Annotated in this window: 17 protein-coding genes, 1 other RNA gene and 1 pseudogene; 12 read left to right on the top strand and 7 right to left on the bottom strand. The window is 68.8% G+C overall.

The features are described 5' to 3' along the window. Positions 1 to 78 precede the first annotated feature (78 nt). Genes cobC through DQP58_RS08315 form a run of 4 tightly spaced genes read left to right on the top strand, consistent with a single transcriptional unit; the run spans position 79 to position 4,098 of the window. Positions 79 to 1,107 carry an Rv2231c family pyridoxal phosphate-dependent protein CobC gene (gene cobC, locus DQP58_RS08330; protein ID WP_112707963.1) on the top strand — a complete coding sequence of 343 codons (1,029 nt, stop codon included), beginning with the start codon at positions 79 to 81 and terminating at the stop codon, positions 1,105 to 1,107. Beyond that, on the top strand, positions 1,104 to 2,237 hold the full coding sequence (locus DQP58_RS08325; protein ID WP_112707962.1) for a Nif3-like dinuclear metal center hexameric protein: 1,134 nt from the start codon (positions 1,104 to 1,106) through the stop codon (positions 2,235 to 2,237). Before cobC ends, DQP58_RS08325 begins: the two co-directional genes overlap by 4 nt. Further along, positions 2,234 to 2,971, top strand: a complete 738-nt coding sequence (locus DQP58_RS08320) for a zinc ribbon domain-containing protein (protein ID WP_112707961.1) — start codon at positions 2,234 to 2,236, stop codon at positions 2,969 to 2,971. Before DQP58_RS08325 ends, DQP58_RS08320 begins: the two co-directional genes overlap by 4 nt. After that, positions 2,968 to 4,098 carry a bifunctional RNase H/acid phosphatase gene (locus DQP58_RS08315; protein WP_112707960.1) on the top strand — a complete coding sequence of 377 codons (1,131 nt, stop codon included), beginning with the start codon at positions 2,968 to 2,970 and terminating at the stop codon, positions 4,096 to 4,098. Before DQP58_RS08320 ends, DQP58_RS08315 begins: the two co-directional genes overlap by 4 nt. A gap of 3 nt (positions 4,099 to 4,101) precedes the next feature. Here DQP58_RS08315 and DQP58_RS08310 read toward each other — a convergent pair whose 3' ends face one another. Beyond that, entirely contained in the window at positions 4,102 to 6,054 is a 1,953-nt protein-coding gene (locus DQP58_RS08310; protein ID WP_112707959.1) for an aconitate hydratase, read from the bottom strand. A 60-nt stretch (positions 6,055 to 6,114) separates the two neighbouring features. Continuing rightward, positions 6,115 to 6,690, bottom strand: a complete 576-nt coding sequence (locus DQP58_RS08305; RefSeq protein ID WP_112707958.1) for a helix-turn-helix domain-containing protein — start codon at positions 6,688 to 6,690, stop codon at positions 6,115 to 6,117. 47 nt (positions 6,691 to 6,737) lie between these two features. On the opposite strand from DQP58_RS08305, the gene DQP58_RS08300 reads away from it, so the two are divergent. Then, positions 6,738 to 7,370, top strand: a complete 633-nt coding sequence (locus DQP58_RS08300) for a class I SAM-dependent methyltransferase (RefSeq protein ID WP_112707957.1) — start codon at positions 6,738 to 6,740, stop codon at positions 7,368 to 7,370. A gap of 5 nt (positions 7,371 to 7,375) precedes the next feature. Here the strand turns inward: DQP58_RS08300 and DQP58_RS08295 are convergent, their stop codons facing one another. Beyond that, entirely contained in the window at positions 7,376 to 8,086 is a 711-nt protein-coding gene (locus DQP58_RS08295) for a 2OG-Fe(II) oxygenase (protein ID WP_112707956.1), read from the bottom strand. A gap of 78 nt (positions 8,087 to 8,164) precedes the next feature. Here DQP58_RS08295 and rnpB point away from each other — a divergent pair. Continuing rightward, an RNA gene (gene rnpB, locus DQP58_RS08290) (RNase P RNA component class A) lies at positions 8,165 to 8,565 on the top strand. Positions 8,566 to 8,569: 4 nt separating this feature from the next. On the opposite strand, the gene DQP58_RS08285 is transcribed toward rnpB, so the two are convergent. Beyond that, complete coding sequence (locus tag DQP58_RS08285) at positions 8,570 to 10,114, bottom strand: CYTH and CHAD domain-containing protein (protein ID WP_112707955.1); 1,545 nt, start codon at positions 10,112 to 10,114, stop codon at positions 8,570 to 8,572. A gap of 99 nt (positions 10,115 to 10,213) precedes the next feature. Continuing rightward, complete coding sequence (locus tag DQP58_RS08280; RefSeq protein ID WP_112707954.1) at positions 10,214 to 10,462, bottom strand: hypothetical protein; 249 nt, start codon at positions 10,460 to 10,462, stop codon at positions 10,214 to 10,216. 183 nt (positions 10,463 to 10,645) lie between these two features. Here DQP58_RS08280 and DQP58_RS08275 point away from each other — a divergent pair, with 183 nt between their 5' ends. Continuing rightward, positions 10,646 to 11,026, top strand: a complete 381-nt coding sequence (locus DQP58_RS08275) for a heme-binding protein (protein ID WP_205869373.1) — start codon at positions 10,646 to 10,648, stop codon at positions 11,024 to 11,026. Positions 11,027 to 11,036: 10 nt separating this feature from the next. Here the strand turns inward: DQP58_RS08275 and DQP58_RS08270 are convergent, their stop codons facing one another. Together DQP58_RS08270 and panB are read right to left on the bottom strand one after the other, a co-directional pair. After that, a complete protein-coding gene (locus DQP58_RS08270; RefSeq protein WP_112707995.1) occupies positions 11,037 to 12,227 on the bottom strand; it encodes a 1,4-beta-xylanase in 1,191 nt (396 codons plus the stop codon). A 178-nt stretch (positions 12,228 to 12,405) separates the two neighbouring features. Continuing rightward, a complete protein-coding gene (gene panB, locus DQP58_RS08265; RefSeq protein WP_112707994.1) occupies positions 12,406 to 13,254 on the bottom strand; it encodes a 3-methyl-2-oxobutanoate hydroxymethyltransferase in 849 nt (282 codons plus the stop codon). A gap of 132 nt (positions 13,255 to 13,386) precedes the next feature. Here panB and DQP58_RS27595 point away from each other — a divergent pair, with 132 nt between their 5' ends. The 5 genes and pseudogenes from DQP58_RS27595 to DQP58_RS08250 all read left to right on the top strand — a co-directional run bounded on the left by DQP58_RS27595 (position 13,387) and on the right by DQP58_RS08250 (position 17,755). After that, positions 13,387 to 13,506, top strand: a complete 120-nt coding sequence (locus tag DQP58_RS27595) for a wax ester/triacylglycerol synthase domain-containing protein (RefSeq protein ID WP_430915733.1) — start codon at positions 13,387 to 13,389, stop codon at positions 13,504 to 13,506. A gap of 62 nt (positions 13,507 to 13,568) precedes the next feature. Beyond that, a pseudogene (locus DQP58_RS27590) lies at positions 13,569 to 13,774 on the top strand (wax ester/triacylglycerol synthase domain-containing protein); the annotation flags it as partial. Positions 13,775 to 13,834: 60 nt separating this feature from the next. Further along, positions 13,835 to 14,518, top strand: coding sequence for a WS/DGAT domain-containing protein (locus DQP58_RS27585; protein ID WP_430915741.1), 684 nt, complete (start codon positions 13,835 to 13,837; stop codon positions 14,516 to 14,518). Continuing rightward, positions 14,476 to 16,032, top strand: coding sequence for an alpha/beta hydrolase (locus DQP58_RS08255; protein WP_112707953.1), 1,557 nt, complete (start codon positions 14,476 to 14,478; stop codon positions 16,030 to 16,032). The genes DQP58_RS27585 and DQP58_RS08255 overlap by 43 nt, the downstream gene beginning before the upstream one ends. 154 nt (positions 16,033 to 16,186) lie before the next feature. Further along, positions 16,187 to 17,755 carry an alpha/beta hydrolase gene (locus DQP58_RS08250; protein ID WP_165827831.1) on the top strand — a complete coding sequence of 523 codons (1,569 nt, stop codon included), beginning with the start codon at positions 16,187 to 16,189 and terminating at the stop codon, positions 17,753 to 17,755. The last annotated feature ends 511 nt before the right edge of the window (positions 17,756 to 18,266 follow it).

Below are 18,266 nucleotides of genomic sequence, written 5' to 3'. Positions count from 1 at the left end.
CTCGATGGGTGCGATCGGGCGTGACGGTGATGCCGGTGTACGTCCGGGCGACCCGCGCGGCGCACTAGTGTTTCACGGATGGCGAGTCTGAACCTGAGCCCGCCTGCGGCGCGCTACCACGGCGATCAGGCCGTCGCGCCCGGGATGCTCGATTTCGCCGTCAACGTTCGACACGGCCAACCGCCGCAGTGGCTGCTGCGCCGGCTGGCCGAGCGGCTGCCCGACCTGGCGCGCTATCCGAGCCGAGAGGACGCGCATCGGGCGCAGGACGCCGCGGCCCAGCGACACGGCCGGACCCGCGACGAGGTGTTGCCGCTGGCCGGGGTGGCCGAGGCGTTCGCCCTGCTGGGCAACCTGCGCCCGCAGCGGGCGGCGATCATCGCCCCGGCATTCACCGAGCCGGCCGTCGCGCTGACCGCGGCCGGGGTGCCGGTGCACCACGTGGTGCTGGAGCCGCCGTTCGGCTTGGCCGGCGCGATCGTTCCCGACGACGCCGACCTCGTCGTGGTGGGGAATCCGACCAACCCCACCTCGGTGCTGCACACCCGCGAGCAACTGCTGGCGTTGCGCCGGCCCGGGCGGATCCTGGTGGTCGACGAGGCGTTCGCGGACTCGATTCCCGGCGAGCCGGAATCGCTTGCCGGCGACGCGCTGCCCGACGTGCTGGTGCTGCGCAGCCTGACCAAGACCTGGGCGCTGGCCGGGCTGCGGGTGGGCTACGCGCTAGGTTCCCCGGAGGTGCTGGCGCGGCTGACCGCCCAGCGGGCGCACTGGCCGGTGGGGACGTTGCAGCTGACGGCCATCGCGCAGTGTTGTGGCCGGCAGGCGGTCGCCGACGCGGCGGCCGGGGCGGCCCGACTGGGGCAGCTGCGCGCCGAGATGGTGGCCGGGCTGGCCTCGGTGGGCGCCGACGTGGTCGACGGTTCGGCTCCGTTCGTGCTGTTCCGCACGCCGGAGGCCGTTCAATTACGAAAACGACTGCATGACAGGGGGATTGCCATCCGTCGCTGTGACACATTCGTCGGCCTGGACGAGCGGTACCTGCGCGCCGCGGTGCGCCGCGAGTGGCCGTTGCTGGTACAGGCGATCGCGGGGGCTGACCGGTGAGCGTGAAGCTGGCCGACGTCATCGCGGTGCTCGACGAGGCCTACCCGCCGCGGCTGGCCGAGTCCTGGGATTCGGTGGGGCTGGTGTGCGGGGACCCCAACGACGAGCTGCGGTCGGTGACCGTCGCGGTCGACGCCACGCCGGAGGTGGTCGACGAAGTTCCCGACGCCGGCCTGCTGCTGGCCCATCACCCGTTGCTGTTGCGCGGCGTGGACACCGTGGCGGCCAGCAACCCCAAGGGCGCGCTGGTGCACCGGCTGATCCGGACCGGACGCTCGCTGTTCACCGCACACACCAACGCCGACTCCGCCTGCCCGGGAGTGTCCGACGCGCTGGCCGCGGCCCTGGGCCTTGACGTCGAGGCCGTGCTCGAGCCGGCGACGGACGCACCCGAGCTGGACAAGTGGGTGGTCTACGTGCCCGCCGAGAACGCCGACGCGGTGCGGGCGGCGGTGTTCGCGGCCGGCGCCGGACATATCGGTGACTATTCGCACTGCAGCTGGAGCGTCGGCGGCATCGGGCAGTTCCTGCCGCACGAAGGCGCCGCACCGGCGGTGGGCAGTGTGGGCAATGTCGAGCGGGTGGCCGAAGACCGGTTCGAGGTGGTCGCGCCCGCTCGTTCGCGGGCCGCGGTGCTGGCGGCGATGCGCGCCGCCCATCCCTACGAGGAGCCCGCCTTCGACATCTTCGCGCTGGTGCCCCCGCCCGGCGATACCGGGCTGGGCCGCGTCGCGACGCTGGCGCGTACGGAACCGTTGCGCGACTTCGTCTTTCGCGTGAGCTCGGCGCTGCCGCGCACCTCGTGGGGGGTGCGGGCGGCGGGGGACCCCGACATGCCGGTCTCGCGGGTCGCCGTCTGCGGCGGCGCCGGGGATTCGTTGCTGGCCGCCGCGGCCCGTGCGGGCGTGCAGGCTTTCGTGACGGCCGATCTGCGGCACCACCCGGCCGACGAGCACCGGCGGGCCTCCGAGGTGGCTTTGATCGATGTGGCACATTGGGCAAGTGAATTCCCCTGGTGTGAACAGGCCGCCGGCCTGCTGCGGTCGCGTTTCGGTGCGGAGCTTCCCGTGCGAGTGAGCTCGATTCGCACCGACCCTTGGAACGTCGAGCACGGGGATGAGAGTTCATGAAAGCCGAAGTGGCGCAGCAGCGTTCCCTACTCGAGTTGTCGAAACTCGATGCCGAACTGTCCCGCATCGCACACCGGGCCACGCATCTGCCGGAGCAACAGGCCTGCGAGCGGTTGCAGGCGGAATACGAGGCCGCCGGTGACCGGCTGGCCGCCGTGCGCATCGCCGTGGAAGACATCGACGCCCACGTGGCGCGGCTCGAGGCGGAGATCGACGCGGTGCGCCAGCGCGAAGACCGCGACCGCTCGCTGCTGCAGTCGGGAACGACCGACGCCAAACAACTCTCGGACCTCCAGCACGAGCTGGAGACCCTGCAGCGTCGTCAAACCAGCCTGGAGGACTCGCTGCTGGAGGTGATGGAACGTCGCGAGGAGCTGCAATCCCAGCTCGACGGTGAGCAGCAGACGCTGGCGTCACTGGAGGCCGAAATGGCCAGCGCGCGCGGGGCTCTCGATGCCGCGGTCGCCGAGCTCAGCGAGGCCCGCGAGCTTCAGTCGTCGCGGCGTGACTCGCTGAGCGCCGCACTGGATCCGGCGCTGTCCGCCCTGTACGAACGCCAGCGTGCCGGGGGAGGCCCGGGCGCCGGGCAGCTGCTGGGCCGTCGGTGCGGGGCCTGCCGGCTCGAGATCGACCGCGGCGAGCTGTCCCGCATCTCGGCCGCCGCCGAGGACGAGGTGGTGCGCTGCCCGGAATGCGGTGCGATCCTGCTGCGGGTCAAGGGTTTTGATCAGTGAAGGTCATCATCGAGGCCGACGGTGGATCGCGCGGCAACCCCGGACCGGCCGGATACGGCGCGGTGGTGTGGGACCAGGACCGCACGACCGTGCTCGCCGAGGCCAAGCGGGCCATCGGCCGGGCAACCAACAACGTTGCCGAATACCGAGGTCTGATAGCCGGTTTGGACGACGCGCTGAATTTGGGCGCCACCGAGGCCGCGGTGTACCTGGATTCCAAGCTGCTGGTGGAACAGATGTCCGGACGGTGGAAGGTCAAGCACCCCGACCTGATCGAGCTGCACAACCAGGCCCGAACCCGCGCGGCGCGGTTCGCGCGGATCAGCTACTCATGGATCCCCCGCGAGCGCAACACCCACGCCGATCGGTTGGCCAACGAGGCGATGGACGCCGCGGCCGAGGCTGTGACGGAACCGCCCGAGCCGGCGCCAAAGCCTGAGCCGACGCCGCAACCCGAACCGGCCGAGCCCGTGGCGGCGCCGTCCCCGTCCGCGCCCGGCTGGACCGGCGCGCGTGGCACCCCGACCCGGCTGCTGTTGCTGCGGCATGGCCAGACCGAGCTGTCGGTGGACCGGCGCTATTCGGGGCGCGGTAACCCGGCGCTGACCGAGCTGGGGCGCCGGCAGGCCGACGCGGCGGCGCGTTATCTGGCGCAGCGCGGCGGCATTTCGGCGGTCTTCGCCTCGCCGTTGCAACGGGCCTATGACACCGCGGCGGCCGCCGCCAAGGCGCTGGGGCTGGACGTCACCGTCGACGACGACTTGATCGAGACCGACTTCGGGGCCTGGGAGGGGCTGACGTTCGCCGAGGCGGCCGAGCGCGACCCCGAACTGCACGGCCGGTGGCTGCGTGACACCAGCACCGCCCCGCCGGGCGGGGAGAGCTTCGACGCGGTGGCCGATCGGGTGTCGACGGCTCGTGACCGGATCGTCGCGGCCCAGCAGGGCACGACGGTGCTGGTGGTCTCGCACGTGACACCCATCAAGATGCTGCTGCGCGAGGCGCTGGACGCCGGGCCCGGCATCCTGTACCGGTTGCACCTCGACCTCGCGTCGCTGAGCATCGCCGAATTCTATTCCGACGGAGCGTCTTCGGTGCGCCTGGTCAACCAGACGGCGTACCTGTAAACGTCACCCCTGCTCTTGGTTGAGTCGCGGGATCAGGCCACCGGCCAACACATCCTTGACTTGCCGTGGCGACAGTCGATGCCGCACCGCGAATGACGATTCCTTGCTGACATTGTCGACCTGCAGGACATCTTCTTTATCGATCGCGTCCAGATCCTGGAAGCGGAGGGTGTCATCCTGGTCGATCGAGTCGTAGTCGTCGGGATTTTCGAATTCGAGCGCCAAAACTCCATAGTTGGCCAGGTTTTGCCAGTGGATGCGTGCGAAGGACTTGGCGACGACGACCCGCAACCCGAGGTAGCGCGGTGCGATCGCGGCGTGCTCACGTGAGGAGCCTTGGCCGTAGTTCTCCCCGGCGACAATGACGTGCCCACCCTCACCGGCCTGTTGGGCCCGCTCGGGGTAGGAGTCGTCGATCCGGGTGAAGCTGAACATCGCCAGCTTCGGGATGTTGGATCGAAGCGGAAGCGCCTGCACGCCGGCCGGAGAGATCTCGTCGGTGGACACGTTGTCGCCGACCTTGAGCAGCACCGGTGCCTCGAGTTCGTCCGGCAGCGGCGACAACTCGGGCAGGCTGGAGATGTTGGGGCCCTTGACCGGTTCGACACTTTTCGCCTCCTCGGCGTCCAGCGGGGGGACCAGCATTGCGGTATTGACGGAATTGTGTTCGGGCAGATCGAGTTTCGGATACTCCATCTGCACCTCTGCTGCCCAGTCCCGCGGATCCGTGATCACGCCCGTCAGCGCCGATGCCGCCGCGGTCTCGGGCGAACACAGCCAGACCGCATCTTCCTTGGTGCCCGACCGGCCGGGGAAGTTGCGGGGCATCGTGCGCAGCGAGTTGCGCCCGACGGCCGGAGCCTGGCCCATGCCGATGCACCCCAAACAACCCGCCTGGTGGATGCGCGCGCCGGCCACCACCAGTTCCAGGGTGGCGCCCATCTTGGTCAGGTCGGCCAGGATCTCGCGCGACGTGGGATTGATGTCGAAGCTGACCTGTGGGGCGGTCTGGCGTCCCGCCACCATTGCTGCCGCGATCGCGAAATCGCGCAGCCCGGGGTTGGCGCTGGAACCGATCACCGCCTGGGCGATATCCTCTCCGGCCACTTCGCGGACCGGCACCACATTGCCCGGCGACGAAGGTTTGGCGATCAGCGGCTCGATCTGCGACAGGTCGATGGTGTCCTCGACGTCATAGCCCGCGCCTTCGTCGGCCAGCAGCTCCGTCCAGTCGTCCTCGCGTCCCTCCGCGCGCAGGAATTCGCGTACTGCTTCGTCGGAGGGAAACACCGTCGTCGTCGCGCCGAGTTCGGCCCCCATGTTGGCGATGACGTGGCGGTCCATTGCCGTCAGTGTCGTCACGCCGGGCCCGTGATACTCGATGATCCGGTTCACCCCGCCTTTGACGTCATAGCGGCGCAGCATCTCCAGGATCACGTCTTTGGCCGAACACCACTTGGGCAGTTCGCCTTCGAGCCGCACGCCCCACACCTCCGGCATGCGGATGTGCAGCGGTTGACCGGTTATGGCGAGCGCCACCTCGAGACCGCCGACGCCAATCGCCAGCATGCCCAGGGATCCGGCTGCCGGGGTGTGGGAGTCGGAGCCCACCATTGTCTTGCCGGGGATGCCGAAGCGCTGCATGTGGGTTGGGTGCGAGACTCCATTACCCGGTTTGGAGAACCACAGGCCGAAGCGTTGGGCCGCGGTACGCAGATACTCGTGGTCCTCGGCGTTCTTCTCGTCGCCCTGCAGCAGGTTGTGGTCCACATACTGCACGCTCACCTCGGTGCGGGCGCGGTCGAGCTCGAGCGCCTCGAGCTCCTGCATCACCAGCGTGCCTGTCGCATCCTGGGTGAGCGTCTGATCGATGCGGATCGCGATCTCTTCGCCCGGGAACATCTCCCCGGATTCCAGGTGCGAGCTGATGAGCTTGTGGGCGACGTTCATGGCCATATCCGGGGTTACCCCGTTTCGAGTTCGCCGGACACCTCGTGCGCAATGGTCTGATGCCGATCAGCTGTGCAGGTGGAGCCGCTCGCCGTGCGGGCCGAAGATGACGATGGCCTCCACCGGGCCGTCCACCACGCCGAACCAGTGCGGCGTCCACGTCGAGAACTCGACGGCCTGGCCGGGGTCGATGGTGAAGTCGCGCTCGCCCAGAATGAGCCGCATCCGCCCGGAAAGCACATACATCCAGTCCTGGCCCTCGTGCACCGGCAGCTCGGCGGGCGGGGTGCGGCGCCGCGCGCTGACCCGGACCTTGAAGGCGTGCAGGCCGCCGGCGGGGCCCTGCCGGGTCAGCGGCCAATAGGTGACGCCGTGGTGGGTGCGCGCGGCGCCGCGCACCCGCGGGTCGGGAGCCGGTGGCGCCTGCAACAGTTCGTCGGTGCTGACCGACAGGGCGCCGGCCAGCCGGGGTAGGTGATCCAACGCCAGCCGGCGCTTTCCGGATTCGAGACGGCTGAGCGTCGAGACGTCGATCCCGGCCCGCTCGCCGACCTCCTGCAGCGTCAGGCCGCGCTGCGCGCGCAGTTCCCGAAGCCGCTGGCGCACCAGGAGGTCGATGTCGGGGGTGGTTTTTGCCTGCATGGCAATTCAGCTTGGCAAATGTGGCACGGGGTAGGCAAGCTCGCGGTATGGAGAATTCGTGCAAACCTGATGATGCCGTGCAATTTTGGGAGGAGCGTTACCGCTCGGCGGAGCGGGTGTGGAGCGGACGGGTCAATCCCCGGCTGGCCGAGGTGGCCGCAGACCTGCCGGTGGGCCGGGCCCTCGACCTGGGCTGCGGGGAGGGGGCCGACGCCTTATGGTTGGCCGAGCGCGGGTGGCAGGTGGTGGCCGTGGACGTCTCGGCCACCGCGCTGCGCCGGGCGACCGAGGCCGCGTCGGCCCGGAATCTGCTCGCGTACATCCACTTTGCGCGCCATGATCTCAACGAAAGCTTCCCGGACGGGACCTTCGACCTGGTGTCCGCGCAATATCTGCACTCACCGGCCCGGCTGGAACGCGACGGGGTGCTGCAGCGGGCCGCCGAGCGGGTGAATCGCGGTGGCGTGCTGTTGATCGTCGACCACGGCGCGCCCCCGCCATGGGCGGAGCATCACGATCACCACTTCGCCGGGATCGAGGAGGTCCTCGGGTCGCTGGATCTCGACGCGCCGCGGTGGACGAGGCTGCGGACCGAGGCCGTCGAGCGCGAAATGGTCGGCCCGAACGGGGAACTCGGAACGATGGCCGACAACGTGATGGTCCTGCGACGAACCGGGTAGGACTGTTACGCCGCGTCGTGAAAGATCAGCCCCATCGCATAGCGCTCACCGGAGCGGACCACCGAGACGCCGTGGCGCACCGGCGCGGCGGACCAACCCCGTGCCGAGGGCACCGGCCGTTCCCGGGTGGTGAACACATACCCGTGTCCCTGCGGCAGTTGTGTTGCCATGCCGCGGGATTGGGCTCGCAGCCGTTGTTCGACGAGCAGGAATTCGCCGCCGGTGTAGTCGGTGTCGGGGTCGCTCAGGCTGATGACGACCTGGAGCGGGAAAACCAAGTCACCGTACAAATCTCGATGCAACGCATTCCAGTCGCCCGCACCGTATTTGAGCATCAGGGCGGTGGACCTGTGCTGGCCGGCGGCGTGGCAGGTCGCCAGCCAGTCGTCGAGGCTGTCCGGCCATGGTGCGTCGCGGCCGAGCTTGCCCCACCACTCGCGCGCTATCGGCAGCAGCCGGGGATACAGAGCCTGCTTGAGCGCCTCGATCGGTTCGGGGTAGGGCGTGTGGAAGTAGCGGTACTGTCCGGCGCCATAGCGTTTGGGCGCCATGTCGATGGTCGACCGGAACAGGCCGTCGTCGGCGTAGAGCTTGCGCAGCCGGGCCGCTTCGGTGGACGTGACCAGCCGCGGCAGCAGCGCGCCGCCGTACTCGTCGACCTCCGCGGCGATGGCATTCCAATCACCCGAGTCGACGCGCTTTTGCCATCGGTCCATCCGGTCCACGATAGAGCGGCGGGGACCATGGTTGCTGGCCCCGGCATGGGTGCAGGTAGTACCGTGGTTCGTCGCGGACGAGTTGGCCGGGCGGCCGCGGACCGTCGCAAGCGGTTCGAGGAAAGTCCGGACTTCACAGAGCGGGGTGATTGCTAACGGCAATCCGAGGTGACTCGCGGGAAAGTGCCACAGAAAACAGACCGCCACCCTCGCGGTGGTAAGGGTGAAACGGTGCGGTAAGAGCGCACCAGCATCCCGGGTGACCGGGGTGGCTCGGCAAACCCCACCCGAAGCAAGGCCAAGAAGGCCGCACCCAAGGTGTGGCCGCGCAGGCGTTCGAGGGTTGCTCGCCCGAGCCTGCGGGTAGGCCGCTCGAGGCACCCGGTGACGGTGTGTCCAGATGGATGGTCGCCGCCGCGCCGCCGTTGCTTATGCGCGGCGGCGGGGAACAGAATCCGGCTTACAGGCCAACTCGTCCGCCTTCTAATGCCCGGCTTTCCGGACCGCCTTGGCGAGTTCGCGCAGGGTGTCGTCGAGTTCGTCGCGGCAGCGGTCGGCCAGGTCGGCCTCCCGCTGATACAACAGTCCATAGGTGAAGGTGTCCTCGCCGGCGGCGTGCGCGGCTTCCGCCTCCTGACGCAGGTGCTCGCGGCTGACAACGCTGTCTTGATGATCGCCGAGCAGCGACTGGACCGCCTTGGCACGTTCGGACACCCCGGCCGCGCCGGTCGCCGAGGCGGTATAGCGAAGTCGCTTGGCGCGCTTGCGGATCCGATGGATCGCCTCGTCGCGGATGCGTTGGTCGTCCGGGTGCTCGCGGTCCACCTGGGCGGCGGCCTTCTGGGCCTTACGGACCTTCTTGTAGGCGGCGTCGATGGTCACCGGCGCCGGCGCCTCGGCGGTGGCCGCGCCGGGGATCTCGGCCACTATCAGGTCGAGGGAGTCGAGCAGGCGAAAGTATCGCTGCGAGCGCATCGCGATCAGCGACCGGCGCAGCCCGGTCTGGTAGCGCCGCTGCGCACCCCCGACCAGACGTTCGCGCACCGGCCCGCGCACCAATTCCGGTGCGAGCGAGTCCAAGTCGCTTTCGTATCGCTCGGCGAGCACCTCGGCGTCGCGCGCCACCCCCAAGATCCCGGCGAGCTCACGCAACTCGTCGAGCACCCAGCCGTCGTCGGGCAGCCCGAACGACTCCTGGTAGTCCCGCAGCAGGCTGCGCAACTTGCGGGTCGTCACCCGCATCTGGTGGATGGAGTCGTAGGCGTCGGCGCGCACCGCGCGGTCCCACACCAGGAGCTCACGCACCTGTTCGGCGATCGCGCGCTGCAGCGGATCTTCCGGCGGCGCAACGCCGTCGGCCGCCGGCGTGCTGCCCAGCACCCGCGCCAGCTTGGAGCCGTGACCCGCCGGTGCGGCGCCGGCGTCCAGCAGGCGGTTGCTCAACCGGTTCAGCAACTCGACGCCGGCCGTGCCGCTGGACAGCCCGCCGGCCTCCAGCAGCTCCAGCTCCCACTCGCGCCATTCCTGCTCGGTCGGCGCCTCGGCGTCGTCGGAGTCCTTCGTCGACCACGCGACGACATGGTCGTTGCTGAACTCGGCCAGCGCGGTGCCCGCGGCGTCGTAGAGCACCTGGCTCTCGCGGCGGGTGGTGATGCGCGCGACCGGCTGCAACGGCCGGTCGCGGACGATCGCCAACACCACGTCGGTCAGCTCGTCGGGCACGCTGTCGTTTGCGCCCGAGGCGTCCAGCGGTGTGCGCACCTCGGTGCGGGCGTCGGGTCCGGACGGCAGCTTCAGGTGCCACCCGGCATCGGTGCCACCGGTGCGGCGCCGCAGCGTTATCTTGTTGCGCGCCAAATCGTGTAGGGGCGTGTCGAAGTACGTCGCGTCCAGGGTTTGCATCGGCGACTTCTCGACGTGGGCCACCGCGGCGATCCCTTCGAACGAGGGCGACACGGTGGACTCGACCACGTCGAACTTGCGCTCGACCTCGAGATGACGCGAGGTCTGCGGCGCTTTTGCAGGCATCTTCGGCTCCACTGAGGGCGGGGCGGGCGCGTAGGGCACCCATAGCCTGCCATACCGAAAAGACGCTGCCGCCGCGGATCGGCCGGCGGCGGCCGCGGCTTACGGCGGCGGCGGAGGAGGGGCCGTCGTGTCGTCTTCGGGCAGCGACGCATACACCGCCGGCGGCGGGACATAGCGTTGAATGTTGTCGGCGATGTTGGTGCACCCACTCACCGAAATGCGCCGGCCCGCGCCCACGCACACCGTCGCCTCCACCCGACCGGCGGAATGGGCCGGACCAACAATGGCCGGAATCGCGGCCAAGCCCGAGAACGCCAGCAACGCGGCAAACCAGCGGCGCCGATTCATCTGCGGTCTCCTTCCAGCCACCCTGCATGCATTGTGCCGTCGAAGCGCGGCGGGCGGGCCGGGATCGAGGAATGGATCCGCATTTCCATGCGCCCGAATCCGCGCATGCGTGGCAAGAAAACCCCTTATGGTTTGCGGTACGAACGGCCGCGCCTGCGGACGCGAAGACGAAGGAGCGTTTCCATGGTGTCTGTTGTTCGCCCGGCGGCCCGGGTTGTGTCTGGCGCAATAGCGGCCGGCGCGGTCAGCGTGGCGATGCTTTTCACCACGGCCGGTTCGGCCGCCGCGGATTGGCCGGTGGACGATCCGGAACCGGCGCCCTCGTCGCAACCGAATTGCACGGCGGCCGACCTTGCCCAGGTGTCCTCGGGCGTCGCCGCGGCGACGTCGGCGTATCTGTTCACCCACCCGGACGTCAACGCGTACTTCACCAGTTTGAAGGGGCAGCCGCGCGACGACATGCGGGCGCAGCTGAAGCAGTACATGGACGCCAACCCGCAGACCCACGCCGACCTCGAGGGCATCCGCCAGCCGTTGACCGACTTTCAGAATCGGTGCCGCTGACCGAGCGCCGTCAGCCCGCCGGCGGTGGTGGCGGCGGCTGCAGGTGCATCGCCAGGTCGCCGCACTCGAGGATCGTCTGGATCTCGGTGTCGCGGAATGGCCGCCCGTCCGGGCCCAGCAGATCGTGAAACCACTCCTGCGGCATCGCCGGGTCCGGGTTCGGCTGGTCCCAGGAATCCCAGGGAAAGTAGGTCTGCGTCTTGCCGGCGACCAGTCCCCAGTTGAACGCGCCGACGCCTGCGCGCTTGGCGATGGGCAGGATGTCTTGCACCGTGCTGCCCAACGGCCGGGCCATGTACTCGGTGCACAAGATGGGCCGGCCCTGCGGTACGAGTTCGGCGATGCGGCTCTCGAACTCCGCCGACGCGGCATAGGAGTGAAAGGTGATGACGTCGGAGTTGTCGAGCTGGATGCCGCTGATGACGCTGCGGCGACCCGGGTCGGCCCACTGGCCGTGCCAGACGCCGCTGGTCAACGGCTGGCAGGGATCGACCAGCCGCGCCCACTCGAACACCTGGGGGAGTAGCCCCGCGACCAGGTCCACCTTGTCTTTGCGCTCGACCTTGGTGTAGGCATCGGCCGGGTTGTCCGGCTCGTTCCACAGGTCCCAACCCAGGACGCGGTCGTCGCTGCGGAACTGCGTCAGCACCCCGGTGACATAGCCGCGCATGGTGTGCAGGTAGCCACGATCGTCGAGGCGCGCCGCCCCCGGGCTCTGCACCCAGCCGGAGTTGTGGATGCCCGGTCGCGGCGCGCGCTGCGGGCCCGCCTGGGGGAACGGATCCCAGCACGAATCGAACAGGACGAACAGCGGTTTGATGCCGTGCCGTGCCGCGATGTCGACGAATTGGGCGAGGCGCCCCTGAAACCCGCGGGAATCCTGCGCCCAGAGCTGATCGTGCAGGAACACCCGTATCGCGTTGAACCCGTTGGTCCGCGCCCAGCCCAGTTCGGTGTCGATGCGCCGGGGGTCGAAGGTTTCGCGCTGGAACATCTCCAGCTGGTTGATGGCGTTGGAGGTGATGTAGTTCGCGCCGACCGGCCAGCCCTGCGCCTGATACCAGCGGTTGGCCCGCTCGGGTGACCACCGGGCCGCCTGCGGCGTGGTGCGGGGAGGTTGGGCGGACGCGCGCGGTGTCTGGGCCAAAGCCATGCCTCCTGCCACCAGCAGCGGCAACGTCAACACCGCTCGACGGTGCACGAAGTCACCGCGATTCCCCCGGTCGATGTGGTCCACCCCTGCTCGTCAGAGTTCGGTTGGTCTCTGCGGGCAATCGTACAGCGCTGTAGCGCAACGCTTTTCAGTGGTTGGGGTGTGACAGCGATAACGCCGCCGACCAGGCGTGCAGCGTGTGTGGTGAGGAATTCGCCGGGTGGATCTAAAAACAGTGCTCGTCGGCGGGGAAGGTTCCGCCGGCCACCTCTTGCGCATATTGCGTTGCGGCCCGGCGCAATTCCCCGCCGATGTCGGCGAACCGCTTGACGAAGCGGGCGGCCTTGCCGCTGCTCATGCCGGCCATGTCCTGCCACACCAGGACCTGGGCGTCGCAGTTGGGTCCGGCGCCGATCCCGACCGTGGGGATGGTCAGCTTGCCGGTGATCTGGGTGGCCAGCTCGGCGGGCACCATCTCCATGACGACGGCGAACGCGCCCGCCTCGGCGACGGCGATCGCGTCGTGCACGGTCTGCTCCGCGGCGTCACCGCGGCCCTGCACCCGGAATCCACCCAGGCCGTTCACGCTTTGCGGGGTGAACCCGATGTGCGCCATCACCGGGATGCCGGCGGCGGTCAGGCAGGCGATCTGCTCGGCGACCCGCTCGCCGCCCTCGAGCTTGACCGCGTGCGCGCCGCCCTCCTTCATGAAGCGGGTGGCGGCAGCCAGCGCGGCGGCTGGCCCGGCCTCGTAACTGCCGAACGGCAGGTCGGCGACGACCAACGCGTGCGGGGCACCTCGTACGACGCCGCGCACCAGCGGAATCAATTCGTCGATCGAGACGGGGACGGTGGTGTCATACCCGTACACCACGTTGGCCGCCGAGTCGCCGACCAGCAGGACCGGGATGCCGGCCTCGTCGAAAATGCGGGCGGTCGAATAGTCGTAGGCCGTCAGCATGGCCCACTTGTGGCCTTCGGCCTTCATCTTCTGCAGGTGATGGGTGCGAATCTTGGGCCGCGCCTTTTCGGGCTGCGCAGGCGGGTTGGCACCGTAAACGTTGTGCTCAGACATCATTGTCCCTAGTGGTGGTCGGTTCGATCCTCGTGGCCGATAAAGGTCCCCGGGTTCGTCTGACTAGTCGATTCTGCCATTTCTTTTGCGCAGTTGCACCGCCGCGGCGGTGTGACACATACCATGCTGCGCATGCGGCGGCTGAGTGGACTGGACGCCAGCTTCCTGTATCTCGAGACGTCGTCGCAGCCCCTGCATGTGTGCTCGATCATCGAACTGGACACCCCGACGGTGCCGGGCGGTTACGCCTGACCGGCTGCGCGACGCCCTGGCGCTGCGGCACGGACTGCCACCGGGACGGGCGGTTGGCGGTGATGACCAAGGTGCACCACGCCGGCGTCGACGGGGTGACCGGCGCGAGCCTGATGTCGCAGTTGTGCGCGACCGAGCCGTCTCGTCGGTGCTCGCCACGGTGCGACGGGCGCGCGACGGCCTCACCATGGCCCGTCCCTTCGCGGCGCCGCGGACCGCCGTCAACGCCAGAATCAGCGACCGCCGCAACGTCGCGTATGCCGAATTGGATCTCGACGACATCAAAACGGTAAAGAACCATTTCGACGTCAAAGTCAATGACGTCGTGATGGCCTTGGTTTCCGGTGTGCCGCGCCAATACCTGATCGACCGAAACGAAATGCCGAAGTCGTCGCTGGTGGCTTCGGTCCCGGTTTCGGTGCACGGCAAATCCGACCGGCCCGGCCGCAATCAGGTATCGGCGATGTTCTCCAGTTTGCATACCCAGATCGACGATCCTGTGGAACGCCTGAAAGCCATCGCCGAGGCGAATTCGATTGCCAAAGAACACAGTTCAGCTATCGGCGCGTCACTGCTGCAGGATTGGTCGCAATTCGCCGCGCCGGCGGTTTTCGGTATCGCGATGCGGTTGTGCGCCAGAACCCGGTGCACCGACAGCATGCCGGTGCACAATTTGGTCGTCTCCAACGTGCCCGGGCCGCAGGTTCCGCTGTACATGCTGGCTGGAGGTCAAATCGATGTACCCGTTGGGGCCGATTTTTCACGGCTCGGGGCTCAACATCGCCGCGATGTCGCTGCAGGGCAAACTCGACGTCGGGCTGGTCGCCTGCCCGGATCTGGTGCCGGACCTGTGGGAGATTGCCGACGAGTTCGCGGTGGGGCTCGAAGAGCTGCGCGCGCTGGCGCGGTAGCTTCGGCGGCGGTGCCGCTCATCCGGATCTCAGGTTTCCTCTGGCAGCATAGGTTGGCATGGGCCTGTCTCGCCGCGCCAAGATCGCGCGCACGCTGCTGATCTGGACGTCGATGGCTGCCGTCGCGCTGCTGCTCGCCGGCTGTGTCCGTGTGGTGGTGGGACGCGCCGTCATGGCCGGGCCGAAGCTGGGCCAGGCCGTGGAGTGGACGCCGTGCCGGGCGGCGAACCCGAAGGTCAAACTTCCGGCCGGTGCGCTGTGCGGCAAACTGGCCGTGCCGGTCGACTACGACCACCTTGACGGCGACGTGGCGACGCTGGCGATGATTCGTTTCCCCGCGACCGGGGACAAGATCGGCTCGCTGGTGATCAACCCCGGCGGACCGGGGGAGTCCGGCATCGAGGCGGCGCTGGGTGTCGTGCAGTCGTTGCCCAAGAAGGTTCGCGAACGCTTCGACCTGGTCGGCTTCGACCCCCGCGGGGTGGGGGCGTCGCGCCCGGCGGTGTGGTGCAACTCCGACGCCGACAACGACCGGCTGCGCACCGAGCCCAACGTCGACTACAGCCCGGCGGGTGTGGCGCACATGGAAGACGAGACCAAGCAGTTCGTCGGCCGCTGCATCGACAAGATGGGCAAGGATTTCCTGGCCAACGTCGGGACTGTCAACGTCGCACGCGATCTCGATGCCATCCGCGCGGCGCTCGGCGACGAGAAGCTGACCTACCTCGGCTACTCCTACGGCACCCGGATCGGTTCGGCGTACGCGGAGGCCTTCCCGCACAACGTGCGGGCGATGATCCTCGACGGAGCCGTCGACCCCAACGCCGATCAGATCGAGGCGGACTTGCGCCAGGCCAAGGGATTCCAGGACGCGTTCAACGACTACGCCGCCGAATGCGCCAAGCAGCCGACGTGCCCACTGGGGACCGATCCGGCCAAAGCCGTTGACGTCTACCACAGCCTGGTCGACCCGATGGTCGACCCGAACAACCCGATGGTGGGCCGGCCCGTCCCGACCAACGACCCGCGCGGCCTGGGCTACAGCGACGCGATCATCGGGACGATCATGGCGCTGTATTCGCCGAACCTGTGGCATCACCTGACCGACGGGCTGGCCGAGCTCGTCGACCACCACGGCGACACCCTGCTCGCCTTGGCGGACATGTACATGCGCCGCGACTCGCACGGCCACTACAGCAATGCCACCGACGCGCGGGTGGCGGTCAACTGCGTGGACCAGCCGCCAATCACCGACCGCGCCAAGGTGATTGACGAAGACCGCCGTTCCCGTGAGGTCGCGCCGTTCATGAGCTACGGCCAGTTCACCGGCAACGCGCCGCTGGGCACCTGCGCGTTCTGGCCGGTGCCGCCGACCAGCAAGCCGCACACCATTTCCGCGCCCGGCCTGGCGCCCACGGTGGTGGTGTCGACAACCCATGACCCGGCCACCCCGTACAAGGCCGGCGTCGATCTCGCCAACGAGCTGCGCAGCTCGCTGCTCACCTATGACGGCACCCAACACACGGTGGTGTTCCAGGGCGACGGCTGCATCGACAACTACGTGACGGCGTATCTGGTCAGTGGCTCCATCCCGCCGAGCGGCGCCAAGTGCTAGCCACCCGGTGACGCTGACGTCGAACGTGCACTCACGGCGGTGTTTTCGCCGATTCTTCGCCGTGAGTGCACGCTCGGCGAGGGCGCGGGCCACTTGAGAGCCGAGACCAAGGCGTAATCGTTTCGCGCTGTGACGGGTACCCGCGGCTGCAACGATGACAGCCATGTCGCGCCTGAGATCGTTGAGCTCGGCGCTGTTTTCATTCGGGCTGCTGCTCGGTGGCCCCTTCGTCGTCGCGTTGCCGGTGGCCGCGGCCACCCCCGAGCCCGGTGCCGGGCAGACGCCGGGCCCGAACCCGCCCTCGGCCGCGGTGCCGCAGGGTTGGGGGAGCTGTGGCCAATTCGTCAGTGACACAAGCGAAATCCCCACCGCGCAGTGCACCACCGTGTCGGTGCCGATCGACTACAACAATCCCGGCGGGGCGCAGGCCAAGCTGGCGGTGATCCGGATTCCGGCGTCCGGGCAGCGGGTCGGGTCGCTGCTGGTCAACCCCGGCGGCCCAGGCGGCTCGGCGGTCGACATGGTGGCCGCGATGGGCCCGGATTTGGAGAACTCTCCGATCCGGCGCAACTTCGATCTGGTCGGCTTCGACCCCAGGGGCGTCGGCCACTCGACGCCCGCGCTGCGCTGCCGCACCGACGCCGAGTTCGACGCCTACCGGCGCGAGCCGATGGTCGACTACAGCCCCGGCGGCGTCGCGCATATCGAGCAGCTCTACCGGCAACTGGCCCAGCAGTGCGTCAACCGGATGGGCGCGGCGTTTCTGGCCAACACCGGCACCGCCTCGGTCGCGCGTGACATGGACCTCGTGCGCCAGACGCTGGGCGACGACCAGATCAACTACCTGGGCTACAGCTACGGCACCGAGTTGGGCACCGCCTACCTGGAGAAGTTCAGCAATCACGTGCGCGCGATGGTGCTCGACGGCGCCATCGACCCGACCGTCGGGCCGATCGACGAGAACGTCAACCAAATGGCCGGATTCCAAACGGCTTTCAACGACTACGCCACCGACTGCGCGCGCTCACCAGGCTGCCCGCTGGGCACCGACCCGAGCCAATTCGTCAACCGCTACCACGCGCTGGTCAACCCGCTGGCCACCAGGCCCGGGAAAACCGCGGACCCGCGCGGCCTGAGCTACGCCGACGCGACCACCGGCACCATCAACGCGCTCTACACCCCGGCGCACTGGAAATACCTGACCAGCGGCCTGCTCGGCCTGGCCCGCGGCACCGACGCCGGCGACCTGTTGTTGCTCGCCGACGACTACGACGGGCGCGACAAGAACGGGCACTACGCCAACGACCAGGACGCGTTCAACGCGATCCGCTGCGTCGACGCGCCCAACCCGACGGATCAAGCCAGCTGGGTGAGCGCCGATCAGCGGATCCGGCAGGCCGCGCCGTTCCTGAGCTACGGGCAGTTCACCGGAAATGCTCCGCGCGATTTGTGCGCGCTGTGGCCGGTGCCGGCGACGTCGGCGCCGCACGCCGCGTCGCCCATGGCGCCGGGCAAGGTCATCGTCGTCTCTACCACGCACGACCCGGCCACGCCGTACCAGGCCGGGGTGAACCTGGCCCGCCAGCTCGGTGGCCCGCTGATCACCTACGACGGCACCCAGCACACCGCGGTGTTCAACGGCCACCAGTGCGTGGACACCGCCGTCGTCCGGTATCTGGTCGCCGGCACGCCGCCGCCGGCCTCCTACCACTGCCAGTCCTGATCTGCGCGGGCTCCCGCAGGGTTTTGCTCAGGGTGAGAGCTGGACATGGCCGCGCGGCGGAGGCGGCGGTGCAGGCTCAGGCGGAGGCGGTGGTGCCGGCGGCGGCCCGTCCTGTTGTGGTGTGGGTCCTTGTTGCCGCGGCGGGGAGAGCGGTTGTTGCGCGCGAGGTGGCGGCGGCGCCACAACGGGTGGCTCGAGCGGCTTGACCGTCGGCGGTGGCGGGATCTGGGGCGGATCGGGTGTGAGCTCTCCTACCGGAGCGGGCTTGATCGGCGCGGCAAGCACGCTGTCCTGGACGCCGGCCACCGTCGGGGCCGCGCTTATCAAGGCGGCGATCGCCGCATACGCAGCGAGAGCGGTCATGCGCCGACGCCGCCGTCGCGCCGCGCCGCTCAACTGCGGGTTCGCGCGAAAGCGCTGTGGTGACTCACGATGACAACCGGTTACGATGTCGATCATTCCAGGCGCCGGCCGCCTCCACTGTTACCACTCGGTATCCATTAGGTGAGAG

The organism is Mycobacterium colombiense, assembly GCF_003284975.1.
In the GTDB taxonomy this organism is placed as follows: Bacteria; Actinomycetota; Actinomycetes; order Mycobacteriales; family Mycobacteriaceae; genus Mycobacterium; species Mycobacterium europaeum_A.
The sequence above is the reverse complement of the archived record's forward strand: the minus strand, read 5'-3'. Positions and strand labels throughout refer to the sequence as shown.

Bases quoted from the DNA above. Each gene is read 5' to 3' on its own strand.
- DQP58_RS08320 (WP_112707961.1), top strand. From the start codon at position 2,234: ATGAAAGCCGAAGTGGCGCAGCAGCGTTCCCTACTCGAGTTGTCGAAA.
- DQP58_RS08295 (WP_112707956.1), bottom strand. From the start codon at position 8,086: ATGGACCGATGGCAAAAGCGCGTCGACTCGGGTGATTGGAATGCCATC.
- DQP58_RS08285 (WP_112707955.1), bottom strand. From the start codon at position 10,114: ATGCCTGCAAAAGCGCCGCAGACCTCGCGTCATCTCGAGGTCGAGCGC.
- DQP58_RS08305 (WP_112707958.1), bottom strand. From the start codon at position 6,690: ATGCAGGCAAAAACCACCCCCGACATCGACCTCCTGGTGCGCCAGCGG.
- cobC (WP_112707963.1), top strand. From the start codon at position 79: ATGGCGAGTCTGAACCTGAGCCCGCCTGCGGCGCGCTACCACGGCGAT.
- DQP58_RS08275 (WP_205869373.1), top strand. From the start codon at position 10,646: ATGGTGTCTGTTGTTCGCCCGGCGGCCCGGGTTGTGTCTGGCGCAATA.
- DQP58_RS08250 (WP_165827831.1), top strand. From the start codon at position 16,187: ATGACAGCCATGTCGCGCCTGAGATCGTTGAGCTCGGCGCTGTTTTCA.
- DQP58_RS08300 (WP_112707957.1), top strand. From the start codon at position 6,738: ATGGAGAATTCGTGCAAACCTGATGATGCCGTGCAATTTTGGGAGGAG.
- panB (WP_112707994.1), bottom strand. From the start codon at position 13,254: ATGTCTGAGCACAACGTTTACGGTGCCAACCCGCCTGCGCAGCCCGAA.
- DQP58_RS08255 (WP_112707953.1), top strand. From the start codon at position 14,476: ATGGGCCTGTCTCGCCGCGCCAAGATCGCGCGCACGCTGCTGATCTGG.
- DQP58_RS08310 (WP_112707959.1), bottom strand. From the start codon at position 6,054: ATGGCCATGAACGTCGCCCACAAGCTCATCAGCTCGCACCTGGAATCC.
- DQP58_RS08280 (WP_112707954.1), bottom strand. From the start codon at position 10,462: ATGAATCGGCGCCGCTGGTTTGCCGCGTTGCTGGCGTTCTCGGGCTTG.
- DQP58_RS27595 (WP_430915733.1), top strand. From the start codon at position 13,387: ATGCGGCGGCTGAGTGGACTGGACGCCAGCTTCCTGTATCTCGAGACG.
- DQP58_RS27585 (WP_430915741.1), top strand. From the start codon at position 13,835: ATGGCCTTGGTTTCCGGTGTGCCGCGCCAATACCTGATCGACCGAAAC.